Source organism: Pontibacter sp. MBLB2868, from assembly GCF_051904785.1.
Lineage (GTDB): Bacteria > Bacteroidota > Bacteroidia > Cytophagales > Hymenobacteraceae > Pontibacter.
In genome coordinates, this window is sequence record NZ_CP196710.1 from 973,323 (window position 1) to 994,895 (window position 21,573).

Annotated in this window: 25 protein-coding genes; 6 read left to right on the top strand and 19 right to left on the bottom strand. The window is 46.0% G+C overall.

All coding sequences use genetic code 11. From position 1 onward, the window contains the following. The first annotated feature begins 21 nt into the window (after nt 1–21). Both ACSX1A_RS04300 and ACSX1A_RS04305 read left to right on the top strand, forming a co-directional pair. A complete protein-coding gene (locus tag ACSX1A_RS04300; RefSeq protein ID WP_439882386.1) occupies nt 22–1,428 on the top strand; it encodes an ATP-dependent DNA helicase in 1,407 nt (468 codons plus the stop codon). A gap of 80 nt (nt 1,429–1,508) precedes the next feature. Further along, nucleotides 1,509–1,955 carry a DUF1573 domain-containing protein gene (locus tag ACSX1A_RS04305; protein ID WP_439882387.1) on the top strand — a complete coding sequence of 149 codons (447 nt, stop codon included), beginning with the start codon at nt 1,509–1,511 and terminating at the stop codon, nt 1,953–1,955. A 99-nt stretch (nt 1,956–2,054) separates the two neighbouring features. Here ACSX1A_RS04305 and ACSX1A_RS04310 read toward each other — a convergent pair whose 3' ends face one another. The 7 genes from ACSX1A_RS04310 to ACSX1A_RS04340 all read right to left on the bottom strand — a co-directional run bounded on the left by ACSX1A_RS04310 (nt 2,055) and on the right by ACSX1A_RS04340 (nt 7,504). Continuing rightward, nucleotides 2,055–2,432: a DUF423 domain-containing protein gene (locus ACSX1A_RS04310; protein ID WP_439882388.1), complete on the bottom strand. Its 378-nt coding sequence runs from the start codon at nt 2,430–2,432 to the stop codon at nt 2,055–2,057. A 13-nt stretch (nt 2,433–2,445) separates the two neighbouring features. After that, nucleotides 2,446–2,901 (bottom strand): DUF2750 domain-containing protein, encoded by a 456-nt coding sequence (locus ACSX1A_RS04315; RefSeq protein ID WP_439882389.1) that lies wholly within the window; start codon nt 2,899–2,901, stop codon nt 2,446–2,448. Nucleotides 2,902–3,008: 107 nt separating this feature from the next. After that, a complete protein-coding gene (locus ACSX1A_RS04320; protein WP_439882390.1) occupies nt 3,009–3,866 on the bottom strand; it encodes a glycerophosphodiester phosphodiesterase in 858 nt (285 codons plus the stop codon). A gap of 25 nt (nt 3,867–3,891) precedes the next feature. Beyond that, on the bottom strand, nt 3,892–4,575 hold the full coding sequence (locus ACSX1A_RS04325; protein WP_439882391.1) for a YggS family pyridoxal phosphate-dependent enzyme: 684 nt from the start codon (nt 4,573–4,575) through the stop codon (nt 3,892–3,894). A 107-nt stretch (nt 4,576–4,682) separates the two neighbouring features. Then, the gene (locus ACSX1A_RS04330; protein ID WP_439882392.1) at nt 4,683–5,735 is read right to left on the bottom strand and encodes a VWA domain-containing protein; all 1,053 of its coding nucleotides are present in this window, start codon (nt 5,733–5,735) and stop codon (nt 4,683–4,685) included. Continuing rightward, entirely contained in the window at nt 5,716–6,630 is a 915-nt protein-coding gene (locus ACSX1A_RS04335; RefSeq protein ID WP_439882393.1) for a hypothetical protein, read from the bottom strand. Before ACSX1A_RS04335 ends, ACSX1A_RS04330 begins: the two co-directional genes overlap by 20 nt. Next, on the bottom strand, nt 6,623–7,504 hold the full coding sequence (locus ACSX1A_RS04340) for a DUF58 domain-containing protein (RefSeq protein WP_439882394.1): 882 nt from the start codon (nt 7,502–7,504) through the stop codon (nt 6,623–6,625). Before ACSX1A_RS04340 ends, ACSX1A_RS04335 begins: the two co-directional genes overlap by 8 nt. A 59-nt stretch (nt 7,505–7,563) precedes the next feature. On the opposite strand from ACSX1A_RS04340, the gene ACSX1A_RS04345 reads away from it, so the two are divergent. Beyond that, nucleotides 7,564–7,938, top strand: a complete 375-nt coding sequence (locus tag ACSX1A_RS04345) for a DUF4296 domain-containing protein (RefSeq protein WP_439882395.1) — start codon at nt 7,564–7,566, stop codon at nt 7,936–7,938. A gap of 8 nt (nt 7,939–7,946) precedes the next feature. Here the strand turns inward: ACSX1A_RS04345 and ACSX1A_RS04350 are convergent, their stop codons facing one another. The 7 genes from ACSX1A_RS04350 to ACSX1A_RS04380 form a co-directional block, all read right to left on the bottom strand. After that, nucleotides 7,947–8,303: a tRNA-binding protein gene (locus ACSX1A_RS04350; protein WP_439882396.1), complete on the bottom strand. Its 357-nt coding sequence runs from the start codon at nt 8,301–8,303 to the stop codon at nt 7,947–7,949. An 85-nt stretch (nt 8,304–8,388) separates the two neighbouring features. Then, nucleotides 8,389–8,946 carry a hypothetical protein gene (locus ACSX1A_RS04355; RefSeq protein ID WP_439882397.1) on the bottom strand — a complete coding sequence of 186 codons (558 nt, stop codon included), beginning with the start codon at nt 8,944–8,946 and terminating at the stop codon, nt 8,389–8,391. A gap of 110 nt (nt 8,947–9,056) precedes the next feature. Then, nucleotides 9,057–9,236 (bottom strand): hypothetical protein, encoded by a 180-nt coding sequence (locus tag ACSX1A_RS04360; RefSeq protein ID WP_439882398.1) that lies wholly within the window; start codon nt 9,234–9,236, stop codon nt 9,057–9,059. Nucleotides 9,237–9,475: 239 nt separating this feature from the next. Beyond that, the gene (locus tag ACSX1A_RS04365; RefSeq protein ID WP_439882399.1) at nt 9,476–10,597 is read right to left on the bottom strand and encodes a Fic family protein; all 1,122 of its coding nucleotides are present in this window, start codon (nt 10,595–10,597) and stop codon (nt 9,476–9,478) included. Between the two features lie 180 nt (nt 10,598–10,777). Next, entirely contained in the window at nt 10,778–11,203 is a 426-nt protein-coding gene (locus tag ACSX1A_RS04370) for a hypothetical protein (RefSeq protein ID WP_439882400.1), read from the bottom strand. Between the two features lie 231 nt (nt 11,204–11,434). Further along, a complete protein-coding gene (locus tag ACSX1A_RS04375; protein WP_439882401.1) occupies nt 11,435–11,980 on the bottom strand; it encodes a hypothetical protein in 546 nt (181 codons plus the stop codon). A gap of 121 nt (nt 11,981–12,101) precedes the next feature. Next, a complete protein-coding gene (locus tag ACSX1A_RS04380; protein WP_439882402.1) occupies nt 12,102–12,671 on the bottom strand; it encodes a hypothetical protein in 570 nt (189 codons plus the stop codon). Between the two features lie 138 nt (nt 12,672–12,809). Here ACSX1A_RS04380 and ACSX1A_RS04385 point away from each other — a divergent pair, with 138 nt between their 5' ends. Beyond that, nucleotides 12,810–14,393 (top strand): IS1182 family transposase, encoded by a 1,584-nt coding sequence (locus ACSX1A_RS04385; RefSeq protein ID WP_439882403.1) that lies wholly within the window; start codon nt 12,810–12,812, stop codon nt 14,391–14,393. Nucleotides 14,394–14,405: 12 nt separating this feature from the next. Here the strand turns inward: ACSX1A_RS04385 and ACSX1A_RS04390 are convergent, their stop codons facing one another. Further along, entirely contained in the window at nt 14,406–15,095 is a 690-nt protein-coding gene (locus tag ACSX1A_RS04390) for a hypothetical protein (RefSeq protein ID WP_439882404.1), read from the bottom strand. Between the two features lie 264 nt (nt 15,096–15,359). Between ACSX1A_RS04390 and ACSX1A_RS04395 the strand changes: the two genes are divergently transcribed. Then, on the top strand, nt 15,360–16,895 hold the full coding sequence (locus tag ACSX1A_RS04395; RefSeq protein WP_439882405.1) for an FAD-dependent oxidoreductase: 1,536 nt from the start codon (nt 15,360–15,362) through the stop codon (nt 16,893–16,895). A gap of 53 nt (nt 16,896–16,948) precedes the next feature. Here ACSX1A_RS04395 and ACSX1A_RS04400 read toward each other — a convergent pair whose 3' ends face one another. The 4 genes from ACSX1A_RS04400 to ACSX1A_RS04415 form a co-directional block, all read right to left on the bottom strand. After that, a complete protein-coding gene (locus ACSX1A_RS04400; protein ID WP_439882406.1) occupies nt 16,949–17,521 on the bottom strand; it encodes a DUF922 domain-containing protein in 573 nt (190 codons plus the stop codon). A 68-nt stretch (nt 17,522–17,589) separates the two neighbouring features. Continuing rightward, on the bottom strand, nt 17,590–18,939 hold the full coding sequence (locus ACSX1A_RS04405; protein ID WP_439882407.1) for an MATE family efflux transporter: 1,350 nt from the start codon (nt 18,937–18,939) through the stop codon (nt 17,590–17,592). Nucleotides 18,940–19,027: 88 nt separating this feature from the next. Then, entirely contained in the window at nt 19,028–20,224 is a 1,197-nt protein-coding gene (locus tag ACSX1A_RS04410; RefSeq protein ID WP_439882408.1) for a threonine synthase, read from the bottom strand. A gap of 75 nt (nt 20,225–20,299) precedes the next feature. After that, nucleotides 20,300–21,205 (bottom strand): LysR substrate-binding domain-containing protein, encoded by a 906-nt coding sequence (locus ACSX1A_RS04415; protein WP_439882409.1) that lies wholly within the window; start codon nt 21,203–21,205, stop codon nt 20,300–20,302. Nucleotides 21,206–21,314: 109 nt separating this feature from the next. Here ACSX1A_RS04415 and ACSX1A_RS04420 point away from each other — a divergent pair, with 109 nt between their 5' ends. After that, a complete protein-coding gene (locus ACSX1A_RS04420) occupies nt 21,315–21,533 on the top strand; it encodes a hypothetical protein (protein WP_439882410.1) in 219 nt (72 codons plus the stop codon). Nucleotides 21,534–21,573: the final 40 nt, after the last annotated feature.

A 21,573-nucleotide genomic window follows, 5' to 3' on the forward strand; every position in this document is an offset into this window, starting at 1 on the left:
ACTCATCCAAAATTTAATTATATGCGTCCGGTAGAAGCGTTACGAAACAGTTTTCCATTTGAACCCACAGAGGATCAGGCGCGCCTGTTTGCCAAACTGGATGAGTTTATATTATCGAAGCAGGAAGAAAAGCAGGTTTTTTTACTGAAAGGCTATGCCGGTACGGGTAAAACCACGGTCGTGACATCCCTGGTTAAAATATTGAATAAGTTTGGTTACAAGTATGTTTTGATGGCACCCACTGGCCGTGCAGCCAAAGTAATGTCGAGCTACAGCGGACGCCCTGCCTTTACGATACACAAGAAGATCTACCGCCAAACGGCAAACCCTTACTCAGAGGGCCTTACATTTACCCGCATGCCGAATAAATCGGACAATACGGTGTACATCGTGGATGAGTCTTCGATGATCTCAGATGAGAGTGGTTTTGGGGAGAATGGGCTGCTGCGCGACCTGCTGCAGTATGTTTTTGATAAAAAGAATAATAAGTTGCTTCTGATCGGCGACACGGCGCAGCTGCCACCGGTAGGCCAGACCTTAAGTCCATCACTGGATGCCGAATACCTGAAGCAGAACTTCCGGTGCCATGTGCAGCAACTGGAGCTGAAACAGGTGATGCGGCAGGCGGAGTCGTCGGGGATACTGATGAATGCCACCCAGCTGCGCGACCAGATGAAGCAGGAGAACATGGAGATCAAGCTTTTTACTAAAGGCTGGCGCGACATTTACAGAATGACCGGCGAAAAGCTGGAGGATGGGCTGCGGTACGCCTATGATAAGTATGGTATAGAGAATACGATCGTTATCTGCCGCTCCAACAAAATGGCTAACCTGTATAACCAACACGTGCGGCGGCAGATTTTTTTTGCCGAAGACGAAATAGGGGTGGGGGATTACCTGATGATCGTGCGTAATAACTATTTCTGGCTGCCCAAGGATTCAGACATCGGCTTTATGGCTAACGGTGACTTTGTGGAGGTTACAAAGATAATCCGGGACGAGGAGATGTATGGCTTCCGTTTTGCGGATGTACGCCTCCGGTTCGTGGATTACCCGGATGCGCAGGAGGAGGAAATGAAGATCATGCTGGACACCCTGCATACAGATGCTCCTGCTTTGCCCGCTGATCAGAACAAAAAGCTGTATGAGGCCGTGCTGCAGGATTACATGGATATTCCTAACAAACGGGATCGTAACAAAGAAGTAAAGAAAAATCCTTATCTTAATGCCCTGCAAGTGAAGTTTGCCTATGCCTTGACCTGCCATAAAGCGCAGGGTGGTCAGTGGAAAGCGGTATTTGTGGATCAGGGATTTTTAAAGGATGATATGGTGAACGAAGAGTTTGCGCGCTGGCTTTACACAGCCCTTACCAGATCGTCGGAGGAGCTGTATCTGCTGAACTTTAACGAACAATTATTAGTTACCTGACAAAAGAAAATCTTATTTTGTATCGTTTTTGAGACAAAACAAGTATATATCATATCGCTATAACTTTAATCCTTTACAAAATGAAAAAAGTACTTCTTTCTTTTGCATTTGCCGCATTCGTTGCCGGTGGTGCAATGGCACAAGAACAGCCTAAAGCCAAGGCTTCTGCCCCACAGGAGCAAGCAGTTAATGGCCCTGCCCTTACATTTGAAGAAACAGAGTATAACTTCGGCGACATTGCCCAGGGTGATGTAGTGGAGCATACTTTCAAATTTAAGAACACGGGTACGCAGCCGCTTGTGATAGAGCGTGTGGATGTATCGTGTGGCTGTACGACGCCAGCGTGGACAAAGGAGCCTGTAATGCCTGGTAAAACTGGTATTGTTACAGCTAAGTTTAACAGCGCCGGCAAAATGGGACAGCAGAAGAAGGCGATAACTGTACACTCAAACGCCGCTGATGGTGATAAGTATGTGTACATCGTTACCAACATCAAAGAAAAAGGAGCAGCCAGCGCTAAAAACTAGTTTTTAGCACCTGGTACACTATAAAAAGCGAAAGGCTTCCGTTTCCGGAAGCCTTTCGCTTTTTAATTCACTTTGTAGAGTGCATTTGAAGATTTTAGCTTATAATGCTTTCAGAATGGCGTAAAACATAGCACCCCAGCCAACAATTAACAGCGTACCACCAATTGGTGTAATGGCGCCAAGCCAGGTAATGCCCGTAGCACACAAAGTATACAGGGAGCCGGAGAAAACCACAATGCCCAGAAAAAAGCACCAGGCAGCTACCTGCAAAGCCGGCTGCTCTACTCTGAATAAGAGCAAGCCCACAGCCAGAAGTGCCAGTGTATGGTACATCTGGTATTTTACAGCGGTTTCAAAAGTGTCAGTGCGCCCCGTGGCCTGTAACATTGGGGCCAGGGCATGTGCCCCGAATGCTCCGATGGCAACAGACAAAGCACCCAGTGCAGTGGCTATCAGAAGAATGGCTTTCTGAGTCATCTTGATTTATAGCTTACTGGCCTTCTTCTGCTTCCAGCGCTTCGATCACCTGCTCCTCAAACTCCTGCTGGCTATCGTACTGGCTAAATTCTAACGTTTTACCTGTCGCTTTAAGCTCCTGCACTACATCAAGGGCTACTACCAGTGGCTCAATTTCTTTTCCGTTCAGTTCAGCATCCCAGTTAGCGCCTACAAGCAGGGCATCAGAGTACATGCCTACGCACCAGTTCTCCAGGAACTCTACTACCGAAATAGACTCTGCCTTATATCCTTCCCAGTCGTCTTCGGCACAGGCAGCCGCGCCGGACTCTTCTGACCAGAAAAGAATAACTTCTGTGTCTTCGAATTCCGATGAGCTTGAAGTAGCCCAGGTATCGTTATGCGTTAAGCCCCAGACTTTATCTGATTCTACTATTTTACTTATGAATGAACGATAGTTTTTTTCGATGTCTGCTGCACTTGTTGCCATGATCGTTGTGTTTAATATGATTGTTGCTTTGATACAAAGGTATACTTTTAGCTTAAAGAAAAGATATGGAATGTATACTTTACCAAAATTGCGACTGAACTGTTAGCCTATTCTTTACCTAATTCCTTGTACAGGTTCGGGTAATCTGATATCAATCCATCAACGCCCATGCGTTTCAGCGCTTCCATCTCGTCAAGGCTGTTCACCGTCCAGGGAATCACTTTTATACCTTTACTGTGCGCCGCTTGCACCAGTTCCGGTGTCACCAGTGCGTGGTCCGGACTATAGATTACAGGCGTAAAGCCAAGCGCTACCAGGTGCTGCTCCAGGGTATTTGTATCCTCAACAAGCAGCGAAGTTCTCACCTCCGGCAACGTTCTGTGTAATACCTGCAGTGTACGTACATCAAAAGACTGGATGATGACATAGGGCAGTAGCTCCTTTTCCTTTATAACATCTGTCAGTCGTTCCACAAATTCTTCCGGTTCAGGATGATAAATGCCGTCTCCTGCAGGTGTGGATTTTGTTTCGATGTTGTAAAATACCTGGGGGAGCTTGTGGCTTTTAATAAAGGCCTGCACTGTGTCTATTACTTCTGCCAGTAGTGGCTTATGCGTATGTACCAGCTGTTGCTCCGGGAAACGGGCATAAAATTTAGATCCGGCATCAAACTGACGGATCTGTGCATAAGGCAGTTGGTACAAAGCATACTTCTGAGCATCTGCGGCAGGTATTTCTTCACCGCCTGGCTGCAGTTCATGCTCCGGGTTTATGCATGGATCATGTGACAGAAGTACCTTTCCATCTTTGCTGATATGTACATCCATCTCCAGGGTGGTAACCCCAAGTTCAAGGGCCTTCAGCATAGCCGGAATCGTGTTTTCCGGCATCAGACCGCGTGCCCCCCTGTGGCCTTCCAGGTCAAAGGCAGGGAGGGGTGGGTATACTTTAGCTGATGGAGACATTGTATAACTTAATCGTGCTAATACGTTATTTCCTGTAATTTCTACTCCCAAAAATTCCGCTGCCTACCCTGATCATGGTGCTGCCCTCCTCCAGGGCCAGCTTCCAGTCAGAAGTCATGCCCATCGATATCTCTTTAAAGTCATCGTTAGCAAAAAAGAAAGTCTCTTTCAGGTTCATAAAGCAGTTCCGTAGGTACCGAAACTCATGGCGTAGCTTGGTTTCGTCTTCTGTGTTAGTGGCAATACCCATCACACCTGTTATCCGGATATAATTCATGGTTCTGTATTCTTCTGACTGCAGCAGTGCCACGGCCTCATCATAGGTCATGCCATATTTTGTTGCTTCGTCGGCGATGGAGATCTGCAGCATACAGTTTATAGGAACTGTGCGGTTAACTAACTCAGCGCGCTTATTTATCTCTATCAGTAGCTTCAGGCTGTCAACGGATTGTATGGTATCTATGAAATCTGAAATATACTTTACCTTATTTGTCTGCAGGTGGCCGATGAGGTGCCAGGCTATATCGTGGGGTAGCTGGGTGTGTTTCTCTACAAGCTCCTGCACTTTGTTCTCCCCGAAAAGGCGATGGCCGGCATCGTAAGCTTCTTTCACTATTTCAGCCGGATGTGTTTTACTTACTGCCACCAGGCGGCAGGGGGTACTCTTTAGTTGTTCATCGAAGTATAGAATATTCTCTTTGATGCTCATAGTTTTATAGCTCGGTTATTTTCTCTTTAGTTTTATTAAGCTGGTGGCTTTATTCTGCTGCACTAGAATTATGCGGGTGAATAGGCTTGTGCCAGCATTAAGCCGGTTCAATCTTCCAACACGTTTGTGATAAATGTGTTTTTCAGCAACATCCAGGTCAGGAGCAGGAGCAGGGCCCACTTAAGGTATACCTGGTAGTAATCACGGGCATCCCGGAACCGCTTTTCCGACACTTCTGTTTTTTCCATTCTGTTGATATTCCGGAATATCTCCTGCAGGGTACTTTTACTGTCAGCCCTGAAAAATTGTCCCTGGCCGATCTCAGCAATTTTCCTTAAGTTAGATTCATCCATCTGCGTCTCCACGTAGAGCGTATTGCCTGCGTCATCCACATCGTAAGCCACCTGACCATCTTTACCAATTCCTATAGTATAAAGTTTTATTCCGTAGGCATAGGCCAGTTGGGCTGCCAGTTCAGGGTCGAGGCTGCCGGCTGTGTTTTCGCCATCGCTGATAAGTATGATCACCTTGCTCTTGGCCTCTGAATCGCGCATGCGGTTAATGGCTACGGCAAGTGCACTTCCGATGGCGGTACCATCGTTCGGGATCATTTTGAAACTGATCGAGTTGATATTTTCACGGAGCAGCTGATAGTCGGTGGTAAGCGGGGCTAAAGAATAGGCATCGCCGGCAAAAACTACCATGCCGATCCTGTCCTGTACGCGGCCCTTTACAAAATCCTGGGCTACTTCTTTGGCCGCTGCCAACCTGCTCGGGGCTATGTCGCTCAGCTCCATGGAACCCGACACGTCCATTACAAGCACAATGTCTATCCCTTCTGCCAGTTGCTCTATTTGCTCGTTTACACGCTGCGGCCTGGCCAGTGCTACCAGTATCAGCAACATGAAAAGCAGGTAAATTATTCTGGGCACAAAGCGCAGCAGGCTGCTCCACTGCCATCGGAGTTTCCCGTCAAAAAGGGCCAGGTCCAGCTTGTTTTTTGTGTTTAACGATAAAAGCCACCTCATCAGGAAAATAAGGGGCACGAGTGGCAGCGCATAAAGTACGAGCGGGTACACCCAGTCAAAAGAGCGCAGGGTGCTGTAGCTGAACCACTCCAGGCTTAGCCAATCCCAGAAATCATCGGGTATTCTTAGCATTTCGGATCATTTCTCTTTGGGCCTTATAACGGGACTTGGCAAACCGGCGAAGCATACTCAGCGCCTGGTTAGTTTCGGGATCTGCCTCTGCCACTACGGTACCGTAAATAGCTCTGTCGCAGAGGCGCAGGGCAGTGTTCACACTTTCGTCGTCGTGGTAATACTCCACAATTTCTTTGGTGGTAAAGGAGTTAATGGCGCTTCGCTCCAGCTTTGTAAGGTAGTTTTTCCAAAGCGAGACAGCTTTCTCCATGCTCTGCGACGATCCGGACTTCACAAAGCGGTCCAGGTGCGAATTATAGCGCGTGGCAAAGTACATGTGGTCTTTCCGGAGGCGGTACAGTTTATACTTGCTTTTGATAGTCTTACCAAATATAAACCAGATGAGGCTAAGGAAAACCGCGCTTGCCACTATCCAGAGTACGACCATGGGCCAGTTGAAACGCTGCGCTACTGGTGCGAGGGCTGTATTGGATTTAATTGGCAAAGGCTCTGAAACCTGCTTCACAAGCTGCTGCAGCACCACAGTATCAGCCCGGGCATAGACTTCAAGGGTGTCGCTGGCCTGCAATACATACACTGGCAGCGCCAGCTGCTGTACCGGTTGCGTTTCAAAGGTACGGAGGGTATACACGGCGCTATCGGTGCTGATGCCCCCTTTGGTATAAGTCGGGTAAAACACCTTGCGCACAATTTCAAAAGGGGCAAAGTTATACTTTTCTTCAGGTAGTACGATCTCCTGCGTGGCTGCATGGCGGTGCACGAGGGTATACCGTATCAGCTGCCCCAGCTTAATGGTATCCTGGTCAAAGGCACCCACAGGTTTAGGTACCTGCTGCCCTGAAACGATGCCAAAGGGCAACAATAAAAGGATAAATAGTAGTAGGTTACGCACTCTTTTTGGTTGACCGGTTTCTTAGTCTGAATAAATTGACCAACTGTGGCACATAATCCTCATTAGTCTGGATTGCCAGGTAATTTGCCTGGTACTTCTGGCAGATACGCGCCACTTTCTCCTGGTTCTCTGCATACTGGGCAAAATAATGCTTCTGAAAGGCATCGCCTGAAGTATTCAACCAGATGGTTTTGCCGCTTTCTTTGTCCAGTACAGGTACAATACCGAGCGGAGGTATCTTCTGCTCCCGCACGTCCTGCAATTGTATCACGATCAGGTCGTGCCGCTTGGCTAGCATGCCCAGTTCCTTTTCGTAATTCATATCAATAAAATCAGAGATCAACAGGATAATGCTGCGGCGCTTGATAATATCCATCGTCAGCTTAATACCTGCTGCCAGGTTTGTTTTTGCTGACTTTGGCGTGAGCTCGTTCAAGGCTTTGATAATGGTGTATGCCTGCTGGATACCTTTGGCCGGTTTGATATATTTCTCCTTTTGGTCAGAGATGCAGATAATACCGATCTGGCTTTGCTGGCGGGCCGCCGATAGGGCCAGTACCCCACATATCTCCTTGCCAACATCAATTTTCTGCTGCAAACCTGTACCTATACTTTGCGAGGCGCTTACATCCAGCATCAAAAAAACGGACTGCTCTTTTTCCTCACGATAGGTTTTAACAAAGGTACCATGCCCTTTTGCCGACACGTTCCAGTCAATGGAACGCACATCATCGCCATACTGGTAAGCACGCACATCGTCGAACTCCAGCCCCGTTCCTTTAAAAACGGAGTGGAAATCGCCTTGCATTTGGGTGGTAATTGCCTTGCGAATGCGGATCTCGTACTTGCGTAGCTTTTGAACAAGCTCTTTCATGGGTCAGTGCCGAAGCGTCAGATTTTAAAATTATGATATATTATCGTAATTTTCCATCCGTGAAAAGACTTTTCTACATACTTTTTTGCCTGAGCCTGTTTGGCTGCGGGGCAGATTCATCTGACAGGCCTAAAAATCTTGTTCCAGAGGACAAGATGGTACAGATACTGGCCGACATCCACATTGCTGAATCAAGGATTGAGACCAAGGTGGTTTACCCAGATACGGCGCTCATGACCTATAATTACTGGCAAAAGGAAATATTGCAGAAACACGGGGTAACGGAGAAGCAGTTTCGGGACACGTACCGCTATTACCAAAACCACTTGAAAGAAATGGATGCCCTCTATGAAACAATTATTGATACATTGAGTGTGCGTGAAACCAAACTTAGAGCTTCCGGGCAGGAACCTACTCCGTTGCGCGAAGAGTAACAGTTTTATTAATGTAGTTTGCTGCCATTGGGCACTTTGCCAGCTGGTTGTGCGAGTATAATATCCCCGTTCTCGTCAGAAAAGCCTGTTACGAGCACCTCCGACATAAATTTGCCGACCTGCTTTTTACCCAGATTAGTCACGCAAAGTACTTGTGTGCCCACTAGTGCCTCTTTCGTATAGTGCCTGGTGATCTGGGCGCTGGATTTTTTTATACCTAAAGGCCCCAGGTCTATTGTTAATTTGTATGCGGGGCGGCGCGCCTCCGGGAAATCGTTTGCTTCCAGAATGGTGCCTACCCTGATATCCGTCTGCTCAAACTGCTGCCAGGTAATTGTTTCCATTGTTTCGGAGGGTGCGTGCATAGGGCTTATCTATTGTTGAAGATTGGAATAAATGGAACCAGAATTATCTCCATTTCTTTTAAAAATTAACGGATCTCTTTACTCTTTATTTTGTGGCAAACTTTGTCCCAACATATAGTAGTATTGTTCTGATGTATAAGTACAGTACTAAACCTACTAAACAAAAGATGGCTCCGATACCTGTTGGAAGGACTGTGCCAAATGTAAAAGTCATGCCTAGTACAAAGCCGAGAAAACATTCGGCTCGGTAAATCGGAAACAGAATAGCTAACGGGAGTAGCCCTAACACCATAATGCCTGCTATATCAGTATAACCATAAGTAAAGAAAACGGAGAGTATTAGACCAAATAACAAAGCTCCTGCAAATCCATAAATTACAGGTAACAGGAAGTTCGGGGTATCAGGATTCTTGTTTTCGTTGCTAAAAACTCTCTTCTGAACACGATACAAAAGAAACCAGGTGAGTACAGGAATCAGCACTGCTCCCCACCAATCTGATATGGAAGGCAATGCTTCATTTGCCAGAATATGATGATTTGGTACACCTCCGTTAAAATGGTTCCAACCCAGAAATGCCCAGTCAGCTATCGTTACTACAGCTGTGAAATATACCCTGATTTTAAAAAAACTATTTTGGTTCATAGTTTACATCCTGTTTTATGACTTTCCATTTTTTAATTAACGGGTATGCAAAACGGAGGGCGGGGCCGTCGGCCGTAGCATAGCTGATGCACAATGTTACCTGCTGTCTTTTATTTGGTGAATTCACAAAAGTGCCACAATACACCTGATGGGTCATTCATTATTAATTCTCTGCCCCAATCAAATTGCTTTATTTCAGTGAACATTACCCCTGTATATTTTCCTTGTAATCCTTTATTCGATAACTCTTCTGCGCATCTTCCAATGTCATCCACTTCCAGGAATATCATTGTGTTATTAACCCAATCTTCAACATAGTAGTCCTGTAAATAGAACCCTAAATTCTCATTCACCCTAAAAAGACACATCTTATCCCCAATAACAACTTCCTCAAATTCAAGTGCCTTATAAAATTCTCTTGACTCCTAGTAGTTTTTTGCTCCAATGAACGGGCGAATAGCTTTTGAAAGTGAATCCATTGATTTTATTTTCTTTTAAAATTGCAGGTAAATGATGGGCTAGGGTGCATTTATACACCATAGCTGGGGTTGTGCTTTCGTCCTTTTCTTTTATTCTCCAGTACTTCCATTAATCGCTGGTTTAGGTAAAGTTTTTCTTTTCCGACCTTGGTTGCTTTTAAGAAGCCTTCCTGCTCAAGCGCTATCAGGTAATTGCCTACTGTTTTTGGTGTTCCCATATTCGCGTCAATCAGAAACTGGCGCTTTGTATACGGCAGCCTGAATAGTATCTCTATTAACTCCTTCGAATGTATTTTGGGGAGTTTCTCTCTTATTTCTTCCGAAGTGGCCTCCATGACAGCCATGATCTCCCCCAACTTTATTAGTCCGCTGATGGCTGTTTTTTCTATCATGTCCAGCATGTATAGCACCCAGCCTTCCCAATCTTCGGCTTCTGTAACGTCCCTTAGCTTCTGATAATATGCCGACTTGTTCTGGATAATATACTCACTCAAGTATAGCGCAGGCACATCCAGCAGTTTCTCCATCTTCAGGTAAAGCAAAAGCAGTATTCTTCCTGTTCGTCCGTTTCCATCAATGAACGGGTGTATAGCTTCGAACTGGTAATGCATGACGGCCATTTTGATGAGCGGGTCCAAGGTACTTTCCTCATTAATGAAGCGCTCCAGATTAGCCAGTTTCTCGCGTATTACCGCTTCTCCCGACGGTGGCGTATAGATCACTTCGCCCTGCGTGTTGGATAAAGTCGTGCCCGGAGTAGCCCTGATACCCGATGTGTTCTGCTTGATGCATTGCATGATCTCCACACAAAGGTTCGTTGTGATGAATGGCCGCTCTTTGAGCTTTTCCAAGCCGTACCATAGCGCCTCTTTGTAGCTTATAACCTCTTTTGCTGCCGTGGATTCATATCTCTTTTCAGCCACAACTGATTTATAGAGGTCATCATTAGTGGTGATAATGTTCTCTATTTCAGAACTTGCCTTAGCTTCCTGTAAATGGATTGTGTCCAGGAAAAGGCTTGGGTTAGGTAGGTTAATAATGGCTCCATTCAGTTGTGCCAAGGCCCTGCTCGCTTTGACGGTCTTTCGCATGACTTCTTTTGTTTCCAGATCTGCCTTCGGAGGAAGCAGGGGCAAATTATTGTAAGGTATTTCTCTATGAAATTGGGCCATAATGAGGGTAATAGTTACTCTTGTTCTAAATACAAAGGTAAAAATAGTGATTTATTACACCTGTTGTTCGTTCACAGGTAACTATTACTCCTGTAGGTTCATTTCATGCATTGCCTGAACGGATTTGCGCAGGCGAAGCCGAAACGTAGTGGAGGTTAAGGCTGCGCTTGGTTATGGGACTTAATTTTTATATTCCTTGATGTTGACTTCTTGTACAACCGCTTTGCCATCATGGTACAATATTTCCTTGCTTAAGAAACCGGCTGAGTCATATGTGTAGACTATCTTCGAATCAGGGACTTTGGCGACCCCAATAGGAGAAGCAACTTTATCATTCACTTCTGTTAGTTTCTCAATCAATCTGCCGTGATTATCATAGATGAAGTACTCGTTCTCAAAGATATTTCTGCGAGTCTTTCTGAGCTCTACCAGCTTCCCACTCTTATCATACTTGTAGGCTCCCTTCCAGAGTAAACCATCATTCTCCTTTATTACTACTGAGTCTCTTCTATTCCCATCATAGGTATAGTAGTTCCAAGTCTCAACCGTGTCTCCTGATGGCTCAACCCTTTTGGCTGTTTTCTCCTTTATCAGCCTATTTTTCATGTCATAAAAGTAAGTCTGCTTGTAATCTACGGTGTCTAGATTAACCAGCGAGTCATGTGTAGTATAAGTGCCAACAGGGTTATCTAAAGAGTCATAGATCAGTATGCTCCTTACTGCTCCATAAGCTTGCTCACAGCTTCTTCCCCAAACCTTCTCTTTCAGTTTTCCAGTTTCATCATAGATTTCGGCTTGGCTATAATGTAGCGAAGCTATATTATAGCTTTGGTTAGGCTAAATTATTTTACTTGTAAGTTCCCCTTTTTTATAAAAATCTAAACTAAGTTTTAAAAGAGTTGGGAGTACACCAATTATTATAAAACCGAATTCGAAGAAGTAATTTTCGAAATAATTAGTCCTCAAAATTTCATTAGTTAGTCTACCTCCCCAATCAATGTAGCTTTGCAATAAGAGGATAAGTAAAGGAATGGCTGAGTTTAAAATTAAATAAATAATAAATTTTAGGTTATTCTTTAATTGGAAAACTGCAGCCATCTTTTCAGATAATTTTAACCACACCAAAATTCCTAAAGTCATAGGAATTAATGCAATCAAAGCTAAATAAATAGATGTATCAATGAAGTTTGAAAAGGAAGCCGAGATAGTAAACAGATAAATAAGGGTTACGACGTTGCCAATTATACAAGCTTCTAAAATCTTTTCTTTCATAATTTCTAATTCAGCCAATGTTGAGTATATGGCAAGTAGGGCAGTAGAAAGCGATAAACTGTCAAGTTTGCACTGAGCCAAAGCGTTGTATTTTGTTTTTAATTTATTCATTTATAAAAGCCAATACAACGATTTGGCGGTGTTGGTAAATAGCACTGAACTCTCGTAAACCACTGAACGCCCTATTTGCTATATACCGTGTTGTGTGTTCGGCTTTTTTATTTTTTATTCATTAAGGTAGCAGCCAAAATCTCCAACCATTCCAATGTCTTTTGTAATGTTCAAAGAACTCTTCAAATTCAGCTGGTTTCGGATAATTATTTTTCTCTGCTTCAATTAAATAATCTTCTTTGGTTTTATAAAATGACCACTCGTCTGTTCTTAGGTTCCATATTACATAGTCGCCTTTTTCACCATTAAATTCTCGTTGAGTTTCAGCATACAAGTTGTGATTGTCGAAGGCGAAGTTTTTAATTCCTAACTGGTTATATTTCTCCTTTTCGATATATGCATCATTTCCATTAATTTCTTTTACAACTTGAAAATATCCAACAGGAACTCTTGCACTGTCACCAAGTCCGTGGTCACCCCAATAAGAAAACATAAAAGCAAAAAGTCCAATTGAAATAAGAAGTCCGCTTAGAAACCACAATTTGAATTTCTTCTTTGAAACTCTCGCAAACCAACTTTCAGGTTTAAACTTTCCGATTATCAAAATAGTAATGAAAGTCAGTGTCGCATAAATAACCCCCAAAATGGAGATTTTAATTAACTCGAATACGAAGTGAAAAAGTACTTCCATTAGTTATTAGTTTGTTTTTTTAGCTGACACACAACGGACTAGCCTAAACTGTGGCGTAGCTATAGTTTAGGTGTGGTGCATGTTGCACAACTGGTTGAAGATAATCGTAAAAGCGTATAGTACCAAATCGATGAGGCGATGCAGGGCAGGAAAACTTTCGAAGACGAGCGGGAGCTACGCTTCTCGCTCTCGGCACACGTACCTGAGTGCAACTTCTACAGGCAGCTCAAGCAGCGGCTGGACTTTTCATTTCTCTATGAGCTGACGGCTCCCTTCTATGGCCGCTGCGGTCAGCAGTCGATCGACCCGGTGGTCTTCTTCAAGCTCTGCCTGGTGGGCTACCTGGAGAACATCATCTCCGACAGAAAACTCATCGAGCACTGCAGCCTGCGCCTGGACCTTTTGTACTTCCTCGACTACCAGCTTGACGAGCCGCTGCCCTGGCATTCGACCCTCTCCCGTACCCGCCAGCTCTTGCCTGCCGCGCTCTTTGAGGAAGTCTTCACCCGCGTGCTCTCCCTGTGCGTGGAAGCAGGCATGGTCTCGGGCCATACCCAAGTGGTAGATTCTGCCCTGATCAAAGCCAACGCATCGATGGACTCGCTGGAGCTGAAGGTGCCCCAGCAGGAGCTGGCCGATCACCTGGAGCGGGTCAGGGCAATGAGTCCTGCCGACCGCAGGGCCATGCGCAACAAGGCCAGCCAGCAGCAGCGTACCCTCACCGCCAGCCGCGATGAGCTGCAGGAAATCAAGGCCCGTAATAAGAAGTGGGGAAAAGACCAGCACCCCGGCGCCAGCAATAAGGACAGCCGCTTCACCTCTAACAAGACGCACTACTCCCCGGTGGATCCGGATGCCCGGATAGCGGTAAAGCCCGGCAAGGCCCGCAAGCTCTGCTACCTTTTACAGCTGGCAGTGGATACGGGCAGTCACGTGATCACCCACGCGCAGGCCGACCACGCTGACCGAAAAGATAGCCTGTGTCTGCCAACCCTGCTGGGGTCGCTCACCTCAAGGCTACAGCTGTTAAGCCTCTCGTGTAGTACGCTGCTAGCGGATGCCGGCTACTCCTCTGGTGAGAACTACGCCCTTTTGGAGCAGCAAGGCGTCACGGCTTTCATCCCGCCCCACGGCACCTACAAGGGAGGCCCTGCCGGCTTTACCTACGAGCGGGAAGGGGATTACTGGCGCTGCCCTCAAAATAAAAAGGTAACCTTCCGCAACGTGCTGGTGGAGAAAAAGAACAACAACAAAAAGAGAACCTACTACACCACCAGGAAGGACTGCAGGGACTGCCCCATCAAAGAGAGCTGCATTGGCCAGCTACACGTCAAAAAGATTGAAGTAACCTTCTATCGGGAGGAGTATGAGAGAACCATTGCCCGCCTCCAAAGCCGCTGGGGACGACGCATGAAGCGAGTCCGGCAGGCCACCGTGGAGCCGGTGCTGGGCACACTGCTTAACTTTTTGGGAATGCGCAAGATTAACACCCGGGGACTTGTAATGGCCCACAAGGGGATGCTTTTGGCCGCGGCGGCCTATAACTTGCAGAAGCTGATGCGCTATACCCAAAAAAGAAGTCAGGCGGCTGTCATGGCCCTACCCAGGCCGGAGCTACATGGTTTTTTTAAACTGCTAATTGAGGCTTGGAAATGGAAGTGCGTGAAAAGAGAATTAAGAAAAGAAATTACTTTAGTGTTGTGCAACAGCTACTGTGGTTAGCCAGATGTGTTTTTATTTTGAACCATAGTTCCTCATTTCAAGAGAGTCCAAACAATCAAAGTCGGGCCACGCAATATGAGATTCGGCTTTTACTAAGAAGAATTGCCTGCCTTCTTTAAAAAGAAGGGATTCTACTCCTAGACCGTCCTCGAGTATCACATTTTCATACAAAATATTTTCTTCAAACTTTCTCTCTGCTTTGTTGAATACGCTTGCCTTACCCAAAAGCAGTAGATCACTGACGATCCACCTGTAGCTTTCACTTGCTTTTACATTTGGCTCTGAAATTTTAGTAAGAGGCGCATAGCCATAAGGTTCTATAAACTGCTTTTTATATTCTTTATAGTATCTCCGCCCCATATCCTTGTGATAGTCTGGAGCAGGAAGATGTTCTATATTAAACAGATTGGCATCTCCTTCTATTGTTCGTATTTGCTTGTTCAGTTTACTGAGGTCATTCTTTTTCTCTTGGCATAAGTTCTTGTCGGAAAGGTTCTCGGCAATATAAGATTGTAAAACTGAAAGCGGAATGAAGATCAACGCATTGCTGTTTTCATAGATAAACTGATTGGCAGTGGTATCAATCTGCAACAGACGAACCAGCTCCTTGTCTGCGAATTGAGCATAGTCGCCTTGACTACTGTCTGTTGCTTTACAGGACACCATCATGAAAACTACCAGAATAAGAACAGTTCTTATCATTTTCTGTAATTTCACTTTTGGCTAACTAGCAGATATGCGTAAACATACGCTTATTACCACTATGTGCGGAGTAGCAATCAACGCCAATTGTTTAGTTTTTTAAATCTTGATTAACGTTTCGGAGTACAATATAACGTTTTTATAATATAATTTCACTGTTGCCATTTTAGTATAACAGAAACATATAGTTTTTGCACTCCGTAATCCTTAGCGAAGCTGATACTTGGTATTGGCGGCCACTTTGTTGTGTATAATCAAGAAACTATGAAGAACGAATCCGGAGCTAGCTTACCTGTGTGGGTAGAGAACATTACTTTACCGAGCACGCAGCGATTAGATAAGAACTTAACCTGTGACGTGTGTATCGTAGGTGGAGGTATTGCAGGTATCACCACTGCATATTTACTGCAAAAAGAAGGCAAGCGTGTTATTGTACTCGAAGCAAGATCTATTGCAGGTGGCGAAACCAGCCGGACTACAGCACATCTTTCAAATGCCCTTGACGACAGGTTCACAAACCTGATCAAGTACTTCGGTAAAGATGGTGCCCGGCTTGCCTGCCAGAGCCATGCACGCGCCATTGAGATGATCGAGAAGATAGCTAAAGAAGAAAATATTGATTGTGATTTCCAGAAGGTGAATGGCTATCTTTTTGCCAACAACCGTGAGCAGGAGGAAGAACTGATGCGTGAGCTGGAAGCTGTACAGCAGATCGGCTGGTACGATGTGGTGATGCGTAAAGCTTGCCCTGTGGATACACTAACTGCCTTGCCTTGCCTGCAATTCCCTGATCAGGCACACTTTCATGTGATGAAGTATATGGCGGGCTTATCTAAAGTATTTATGGATAATGGTGGTCAGATCTTTACCGATACAAAAGTAACAGGGTTTAAATCAGGCCCTGTTATAACGGTTACCGCAGAAGATGGCCATGCTGTGTCAGCAAATCATTTAGTGGTAGCCACCAACTCACCGGTAAATGACCTGGTAACCATCCACACAAAACAGGCTCCTTATCGTACCTATGCCTTAGGCTTGGCTGTACCGAAAGATGCTGTTCCGGATGCATTGTTCTGGGATTTGGACGACCCATATCATTATGTCCGTTTGCTGAAAGCGGATGCGCGCGGAGCTGCTAAAGACTTGCTGATAGTGGGGGGAGCAGATCATAAAACAGGACAGGAAAGCACACCTGCAAACCATTTTTATGAACTGGAGCGCTGGGCGCGGCTTAAATTCCCGATGGTAGAGGAACTGGAATACCACTGGTCCGGACAAGTACAGGAGCCGGTAGACGGGCTGGCTTATATTGGTCGAAATCCGGGTGATACTGATAACGTTTATATTGCCACCGGCGACTCCGGTCATGGCATAACACATGGTACCATTGCCGGAATGTTAAACACGGACTTGATCATGGGAAGAGATAACGAGTGGGCTAAATTATATGATCCGGCGCGTATAAATTTCAAATCAGCAGGTAGCTTTTTAAAGGACAACCTGAATGTGGCAGCACAGTACAAAGACTACGTAACACCGGGTGAGGTAGATGATGAGATGCAGGTAATGCCCGGCTCCGGACGTGTGATGCGTGACGGAACAGATAAGATAGCGGTGTATTGCGATAATGACGGCATTCGGCACAAATGTTCAGCTGTCTGCACACACCTAGGCTGTGTGGTTAGCTGGAACAATGTAGAAAAATCATGGGACTGCCCGTGCCATGGCTCACGCTTTGACCCGTTTGGCAGAGTAATAACCGGACCGGCTACCAAAGACCTGCAAAAGCCAAAACTATAATGATCTCCTTAAGCAGAAAGCCCCGTACGTTGAAGTACCGGGGCTTTCTGCTTTTAAAAACTATACGCTTTTAATGCTGAGAGGCGGCTGTAGATATCCTTTTCCCAGGCTTTCTGTTCCTCCTTATTCAGGCCATGTCTACTAAGTTGGTCAAACAGGGCCTGTTCCTCTTTCCAATCCTGGAAGGCACTTTTAACAGCCAAGTTGAGGTTGCTTTGGAGATTTGTACAACTACTGTTCATGTTGCGCAGCTTTTTCCGTAATAGCCTTGCGTGCACTTCTGTCAGGTCAAAGTGCAATTGTTCATGTAGCAGTAGCTTCTCTGATTTCTTGTTCCTGGACCAGGATTCCTGCGGTAAAAACACACATTTTACATCGTAAGACAGCTTGTTATTGCTGCACCTTGCATCTACAGCAAGATTGGCTGCTGTAAGGGCATGATGTTCATTGGCATCATCCGGAATGCCTTTAAAATCGTCCCAGGTAAGCCTTCTGGCCGCTGACCAGGTAAGCTTATCAGTATTTGTTTCTGCTGCCCCAGGTACGGGTGCTTTCGAGGCAGCTGGAGCTACGTCAGGCAGAAAAATACCTAACCATAGCGACATTGCTAAGGTAAACGTAAACATTTTGACTTGGCTAAAAGTTAAAAAGTGTTCGTAAAAAGCAACGCAGCTATTGCACTTTTAGTGCCATGCTATAATGCAATTTTTTTATACCTGCTACTTAAGTCCCTGAAACGCAGGAACAAAAGTATGGCGGCTACGGATAATCCTACTAATAAACCTGTCCAGACGCCACTTACTCCTAAACCCATTTTAAAGCAAAGGATATAGCCAACAGGCAGGCCAACCACCCAGTAGGCCAGCAGGGAGATGAGGCTTGGCACACGCACATCCTCCAGGCCACGTAAGGCACCAAGCCCTACTACCTGTACGCCATCTGATATCTGGAACAAGGCAGCAATGATGAGTAGGGAAGAGGCGATCTGTATCACTGCAGGGTCATCAATGTAGAGCATCGGGATCAGCTTATTGCCCAGCACCATGAGCAAGCCACTGCCGATCATGAACATGATACCCATGGCAAAACTGCTGTTGCCGGCTACCCGCATGCCCCTGAAATTGCCGAGCCCTTTTTGGTTACCCACCCGGATGGTGGCTGCAGCACCGATGCCACTGGCCATCATGTAGGTAACAGATGCAACGTTTATGGCAATCTGGTGAGCGGCAAGTTCTTTGGCGCCAAGCCACCCGATCATAACAGCCGAGAAACTGAAAGCACCCATTTCAAAGATCATCTGCCCGGAAATAGGTAATCCTAATTTAAAGATATGGTACATGTGCAGCACAGACAGGTGACGCAGCTTCAGGTACTTTCGTAATATTTTAAACCGCTTGGCATAAAGCACATACCCGGCCATCATCATGGCCATCACTACCCTTGAGATCAGCGTTGCCCAGCCGGCGCCTACAAGGCCCATCGGTTCGAACCCCAGCTTTCCGAAAATAAGGATGTAGTTGAGAACGATATTCAGGCTGTTGGCCACAACGGAAATATACATGGACTGCTTGGTGAGTGATAAACCCTCCGCAAACTGACGGAAAGCCTGGAACACCATCAACGGTACCATAGACAGGAAAAGAATATTGATATAAGGAACAGCTAAGGCTACTACCTGTGGGGGCTGATCCAGAAGTGTGATGTAGGGAGAGAAAATATAGCCAAATATAAACAGCAGGATACCCAGCAGCACGTTTGATACGAGTCCGTTGAGCAGGAGCAATGAAATACGGGTATAATTACGCCTTCCGTCTGCCGCCGCGATAAGGGGCGTAATACTATACGATACGCCAAGCCCAAAAACCAGCGTTATGGTAAATATGCTGTTACCCAACGAGGCTCCTGCCAGGGGCAGCGTACCGATCTGGCCAACCATGAGGCTATCAAAAACACTCACCATGATGTGCCCCAACTGGCTGAGTACCACCGGGAAAGCCAATGTGAAATTTTTGGAAAAGTGTTCTTTGTACTCTGCAGTGTTCATCGCGTAACTCGTTATGAGCCCGCAAAATTAACGCTTTTCTTTAGAAGCAGCAGCGGAATCGTAAAGTTTAGTGCCTGAGCTGATGATCTTAGCGATACTTACCTGCTATGTTCTCCATGTATTTTTGCCCGGAGCCGGTATTTAGCAGCAGGATATTAGCATCAGGTGCTATGTTATTGGTTTTGAGTAGTTGCCGGGCAGCCATCCAGATAGCCGCACCTTCAGGAGCAACAAAAAGTCCTTCAGAGGCGCTCAGTTCCCGGAGGCCCTGCAGCATTTCATCTTCTGTCACACTAACTGCCGTTCCCCGGGACTCTCTTATTACACGCAGCATCATTTGCTCTCCGATAGGGCGGGGCACAGCCAGGCCGTTGGCAATGGTCGGTTTACCGGTATAGTTCTTTGAGTTTGGCTGATGGCCTAAAAACGTTTCGACGAGTGGCTGGCAGTTTGCTGCCTGCACGGCTATCATGCGGGGCAGTTTTATGTCTTCAGACAACCAACCCATGGCCTGCATTTCTCTAAAAGCTTTCCAGATACCGATCAAACCTGTGCCACCACCGGCAGGATACAATATTACCTCAGGCAAAGACCAGCCATACTGTTCGGCAATTTCATAACCCATGGTCTTTTTCCCTTCCAGGCGGTAGGGTTCCTTAAGCGTGGAAACATCCAGTAAGCTATTGTCAGCGTTCAACTCTTTTGCTTTGGCAGCGCAGTCGTTTATAAGCCCGTCTACCAGGTGCACCTCTGCTCCATACCAGTAGCACTCTTCCTTAAAGGCATTGGGGGTGTGGCGGGGCATAACTACTACAGCACGCATACCAGCCCTGGCACAATATGCGGCCATTGCTACGCCAGCGTTGCCGGCTGTTGGAATGATACAGCCCTCCACCCCAAACTCTTTCGCCTTAGAAATAGCCATACTTAGACCACGCGCTTTAAAGGATCCTGTTGGGTTCTGTCCTTCGTCCTTTAGCTGCAGTTGCTTCAGGTTATACTTTGTGCCAAGGTTATGGAGTGGTAAAACAGGAGTGAAGCCTTCGCCAAGCGTTACAATGTTTTCATCACACAACACCGGAAGCATTTCCCGGTAGCGCCACATAGTGGCCGGGCGACGAAGCAGGGCATTTTTACTTATCGGCTCATAGACGTTATACTGCGCCTCCAGCGGCAATTGGCAACACGTAGATGTTAACTGTGGCTCAAAGGCAGAGTGGGAGGAGCCGCAGTTAGAGCAGGTTAAATGACTGAGTAAGCTTTGGGTGTGCGTGGTAGTTTCCATAGTAAATAGCTTTACTTATTACTACGGCAAATAGCGCTTAACCTATGAGCAAACAAAATACAGAAATGGAATAGCCTATTCCTTTTTGGAATACTGTTTTTTGATAAACTTAATGAAATTCTTGTATAGCAAATCGTTCTCGGTGCCTTTGCGCTGAATGAAGTTAAAGGTGCGGTTTATCTTCAGGCCATTCACCTGCACCTCTACAAGTTCACCGGATGCAAGCTCTTTCAGGACGGCAGGCCTGGGCAGGAAGGAAAGGCAGGTATCTGCCCGCACAAAGTTCTTGAGAGCTTCGGTACCTCCCAGCCTGATCTTAACCGGCAGGTCGGTCAGGTCTATCTGCTTCCGTTTCAGGGCCTCTTCTAGCACTGCCAGCGTGCCGGAACCATACTCCCTGAGAGCTAGTGGAATGTCGTACAGGTCTTTGGGGTCCAGTTGTTTATCCTTCAGCGGACTCTGCGAGGCACACACCGCTATTACTTCATCTGTGAGGAAGGGGGTATAGGTAACGTTATTTACTTTGTTGATCCCCTCAATAATGCCCAGGTCAATCTCATGCTCGAGCAGGGCCTTCTGAATGTTCTCGCTGTTCCGGTTCATAAGTGTTATCTGTACATTCGGGTTGTTCTGCAGGTAAACAGATAGTACAGGAGGCAGGATATAAAGGGATATTGTGGTACTGGACCCAATGATCATCCGTACCTGTGGCGAGAACTCAGAGCTGATACTTTTGAACTCCTCATATAACTCATGCTCCAGCTGACGTGCTACCAGCAGCTTCTGATACAGCACGCTACCGGCAGGCGTGAGGCTAACGCTGTTTCCGTGGCGCTCAAACAGGCCGGTTTTATAATACTCCTCCAAAGCCTTCACATGTTTACTGATGGCAGACTGGCTCAGGAACAGGCTTTGGCTGGCTTTGGTAAAGCTAAGTAAGCGCGCTACCTCCAAAAATATGGCATGGCGATGTGATAGCATATATGGATCAGTTTAAACAAGCATAATAACCTCCCCTTTAACCAACCGTACCTAAGTAAGGATACCTGCAAAGGTTGGAGGTATAATTTAAACAAAAAAGGATACAATCATGGCTGATAATAAAGATAAGCAAAACAAGAACAAACAAAAGCCGGATAGCGATGCAAACGCTACCCCAATGCCCGACAATTATTCTAATACTGCAAACTACAAAGGAGCCGTAGATCTGGGTACGGATGGTACAGGCGCGACTGCAAGTCAGCAGCAGGGGCAAGGCTCCTGGAACAAAAAGAGCGATAAGAACCGTGAAGGGAGCGACAAGAAGTAACTGAATTCATTATAAATGCATTTAAAAAGGGCTTCCCCGT

What these genes read in the sequence shown, in the direction of transcription:
- ACSX1A_RS04300 (WP_439882386.1), top strand. Translation starts at nt 22, where the DNA reads ATGCGTCCGGTAGAAGCGTTACGAAACAGTTTTCCATTTGAACCCACA.
- ACSX1A_RS04305 (WP_439882387.1), top strand. Translation starts at nt 1,509, where the DNA reads ATGAAAAAAGTACTTCTTTCTTTTGCATTTGCCGCATTCGTTGCCGGT.
- ACSX1A_RS04310 (WP_439882388.1), bottom strand. Translation starts at nt 2,432, where the DNA reads ATGACTCAGAAAGCCATTCTTCTGATAGCCACTGCACTGGGTGCTTTG.
- ACSX1A_RS04315 (WP_439882389.1), bottom strand. Translation starts at nt 2,901, where the DNA reads ATGGCAACAAGTGCAGCAGACATCGAAAAAAACTATCGTTCATTCATA.
- ACSX1A_RS04320 (WP_439882390.1), bottom strand. Translation starts at nt 3,866, where the DNA reads ATGTCTCCATCAGCTAAAGTATACCCACCCCTCCCTGCCTTTGACCTG.
- ACSX1A_RS04325 (WP_439882391.1), bottom strand. Translation starts at nt 4,575, where the DNA reads ATGAGCATCAAAGAGAATATTCTATACTTCGATGAACAACTAAAGAGT.
- ACSX1A_RS04330 (WP_439882392.1), bottom strand. Translation starts at nt 5,735, where the DNA reads ATGCTAAGAATACCCGATGATTTCTGGGATTGGCTAAGCCTGGAGTGG.
- ACSX1A_RS04340 (WP_439882394.1), bottom strand. Translation starts at nt 7,504, where the DNA reads ATGAAAGAGCTTGTTCAAAAGCTACGCAAGTACGAGATCCGCATTCGC.
- ACSX1A_RS04350 (WP_439882396.1), bottom strand. Translation starts at nt 8,303, where the DNA reads ATGCACGCACCCTCCGAAACAATGGAAACAATTACCTGGCAGCAGTTT.
- ACSX1A_RS04355 (WP_439882397.1), bottom strand. Translation starts at nt 8,946, where the DNA reads ATGAACCAAAATAGTTTTTTTAAAATCAGGGTATATTTCACAGCTGTA.
- ACSX1A_RS04360 (WP_439882398.1), bottom strand. Translation starts at nt 9,236, where the DNA reads ATGATATTCCTGGAAGTGGATGACATTGGAAGATGCGCAGAAGAGTTA.
- ACSX1A_RS04365 (WP_439882399.1), bottom strand. Translation starts at nt 10,597, where the DNA reads ATGGCCCAATTTCATAGAGAAATACCTTACAATAATTTGCCCCTGCTT.
- ACSX1A_RS04370 (WP_439882400.1), bottom strand. Translation starts at nt 11,203, where the DNA reads ATGAAAAATAGGCTGATAAAGGAGAAAACAGCCAAAAGGGTTGAGCCA.
- ACSX1A_RS04375 (WP_439882401.1), bottom strand. Translation starts at nt 11,980, where the DNA reads ATGAATAAATTAAAAACAAAATACAACGCTTTGGCTCAGTGCAAACTT.
- ACSX1A_RS04380 (WP_439882402.1), bottom strand. Translation starts at nt 12,671, where the DNA reads ATGGAAGTACTTTTTCACTTCGTATTCGAGTTAATTAAAATCTCCATT.
- ACSX1A_RS04385 (WP_439882403.1), top strand. Translation starts at nt 12,810, where the DNA reads ATGCAGGGCAGGAAAACTTTCGAAGACGAGCGGGAGCTACGCTTCTCG.
- ACSX1A_RS04390 (WP_439882404.1), bottom strand. Translation starts at nt 15,095, where the DNA reads ATGATAAGAACTGTTCTTATTCTGGTAGTTTTCATGATGGTGTCCTGT.
- ACSX1A_RS04395 (WP_439882405.1), top strand. Translation starts at nt 15,360, where the DNA reads ATGAAGAACGAATCCGGAGCTAGCTTACCTGTGTGGGTAGAGAACATT.
- ACSX1A_RS04400 (WP_439882406.1), bottom strand. Translation starts at nt 17,521, where the DNA reads ATGTTTACGTTTACCTTAGCAATGTCGCTATGGTTAGGTATTTTTCTG.
- ACSX1A_RS04405 (WP_439882407.1), bottom strand. Translation starts at nt 18,939, where the DNA reads ATGAACACTGCAGAGTACAAAGAACACTTTTCCAAAAATTTCACATTG.
- ACSX1A_RS04410 (WP_439882408.1), bottom strand. Translation starts at nt 20,224, where the DNA reads ATGGAAACTACCACGCACACCCAAAGCTTACTCAGTCATTTAACCTGC.
- ACSX1A_RS04415 (WP_439882409.1), bottom strand. Translation starts at nt 21,205, where the DNA reads ATGCTATCACATCGCCATGCCATATTTTTGGAGGTAGCGCGCTTACTT.
- ACSX1A_RS04420 (WP_439882410.1), top strand. Translation starts at nt 21,315, where the DNA reads ATGGCTGATAATAAAGATAAGCAAAACAAGAACAAACAAAAGCCGGAT.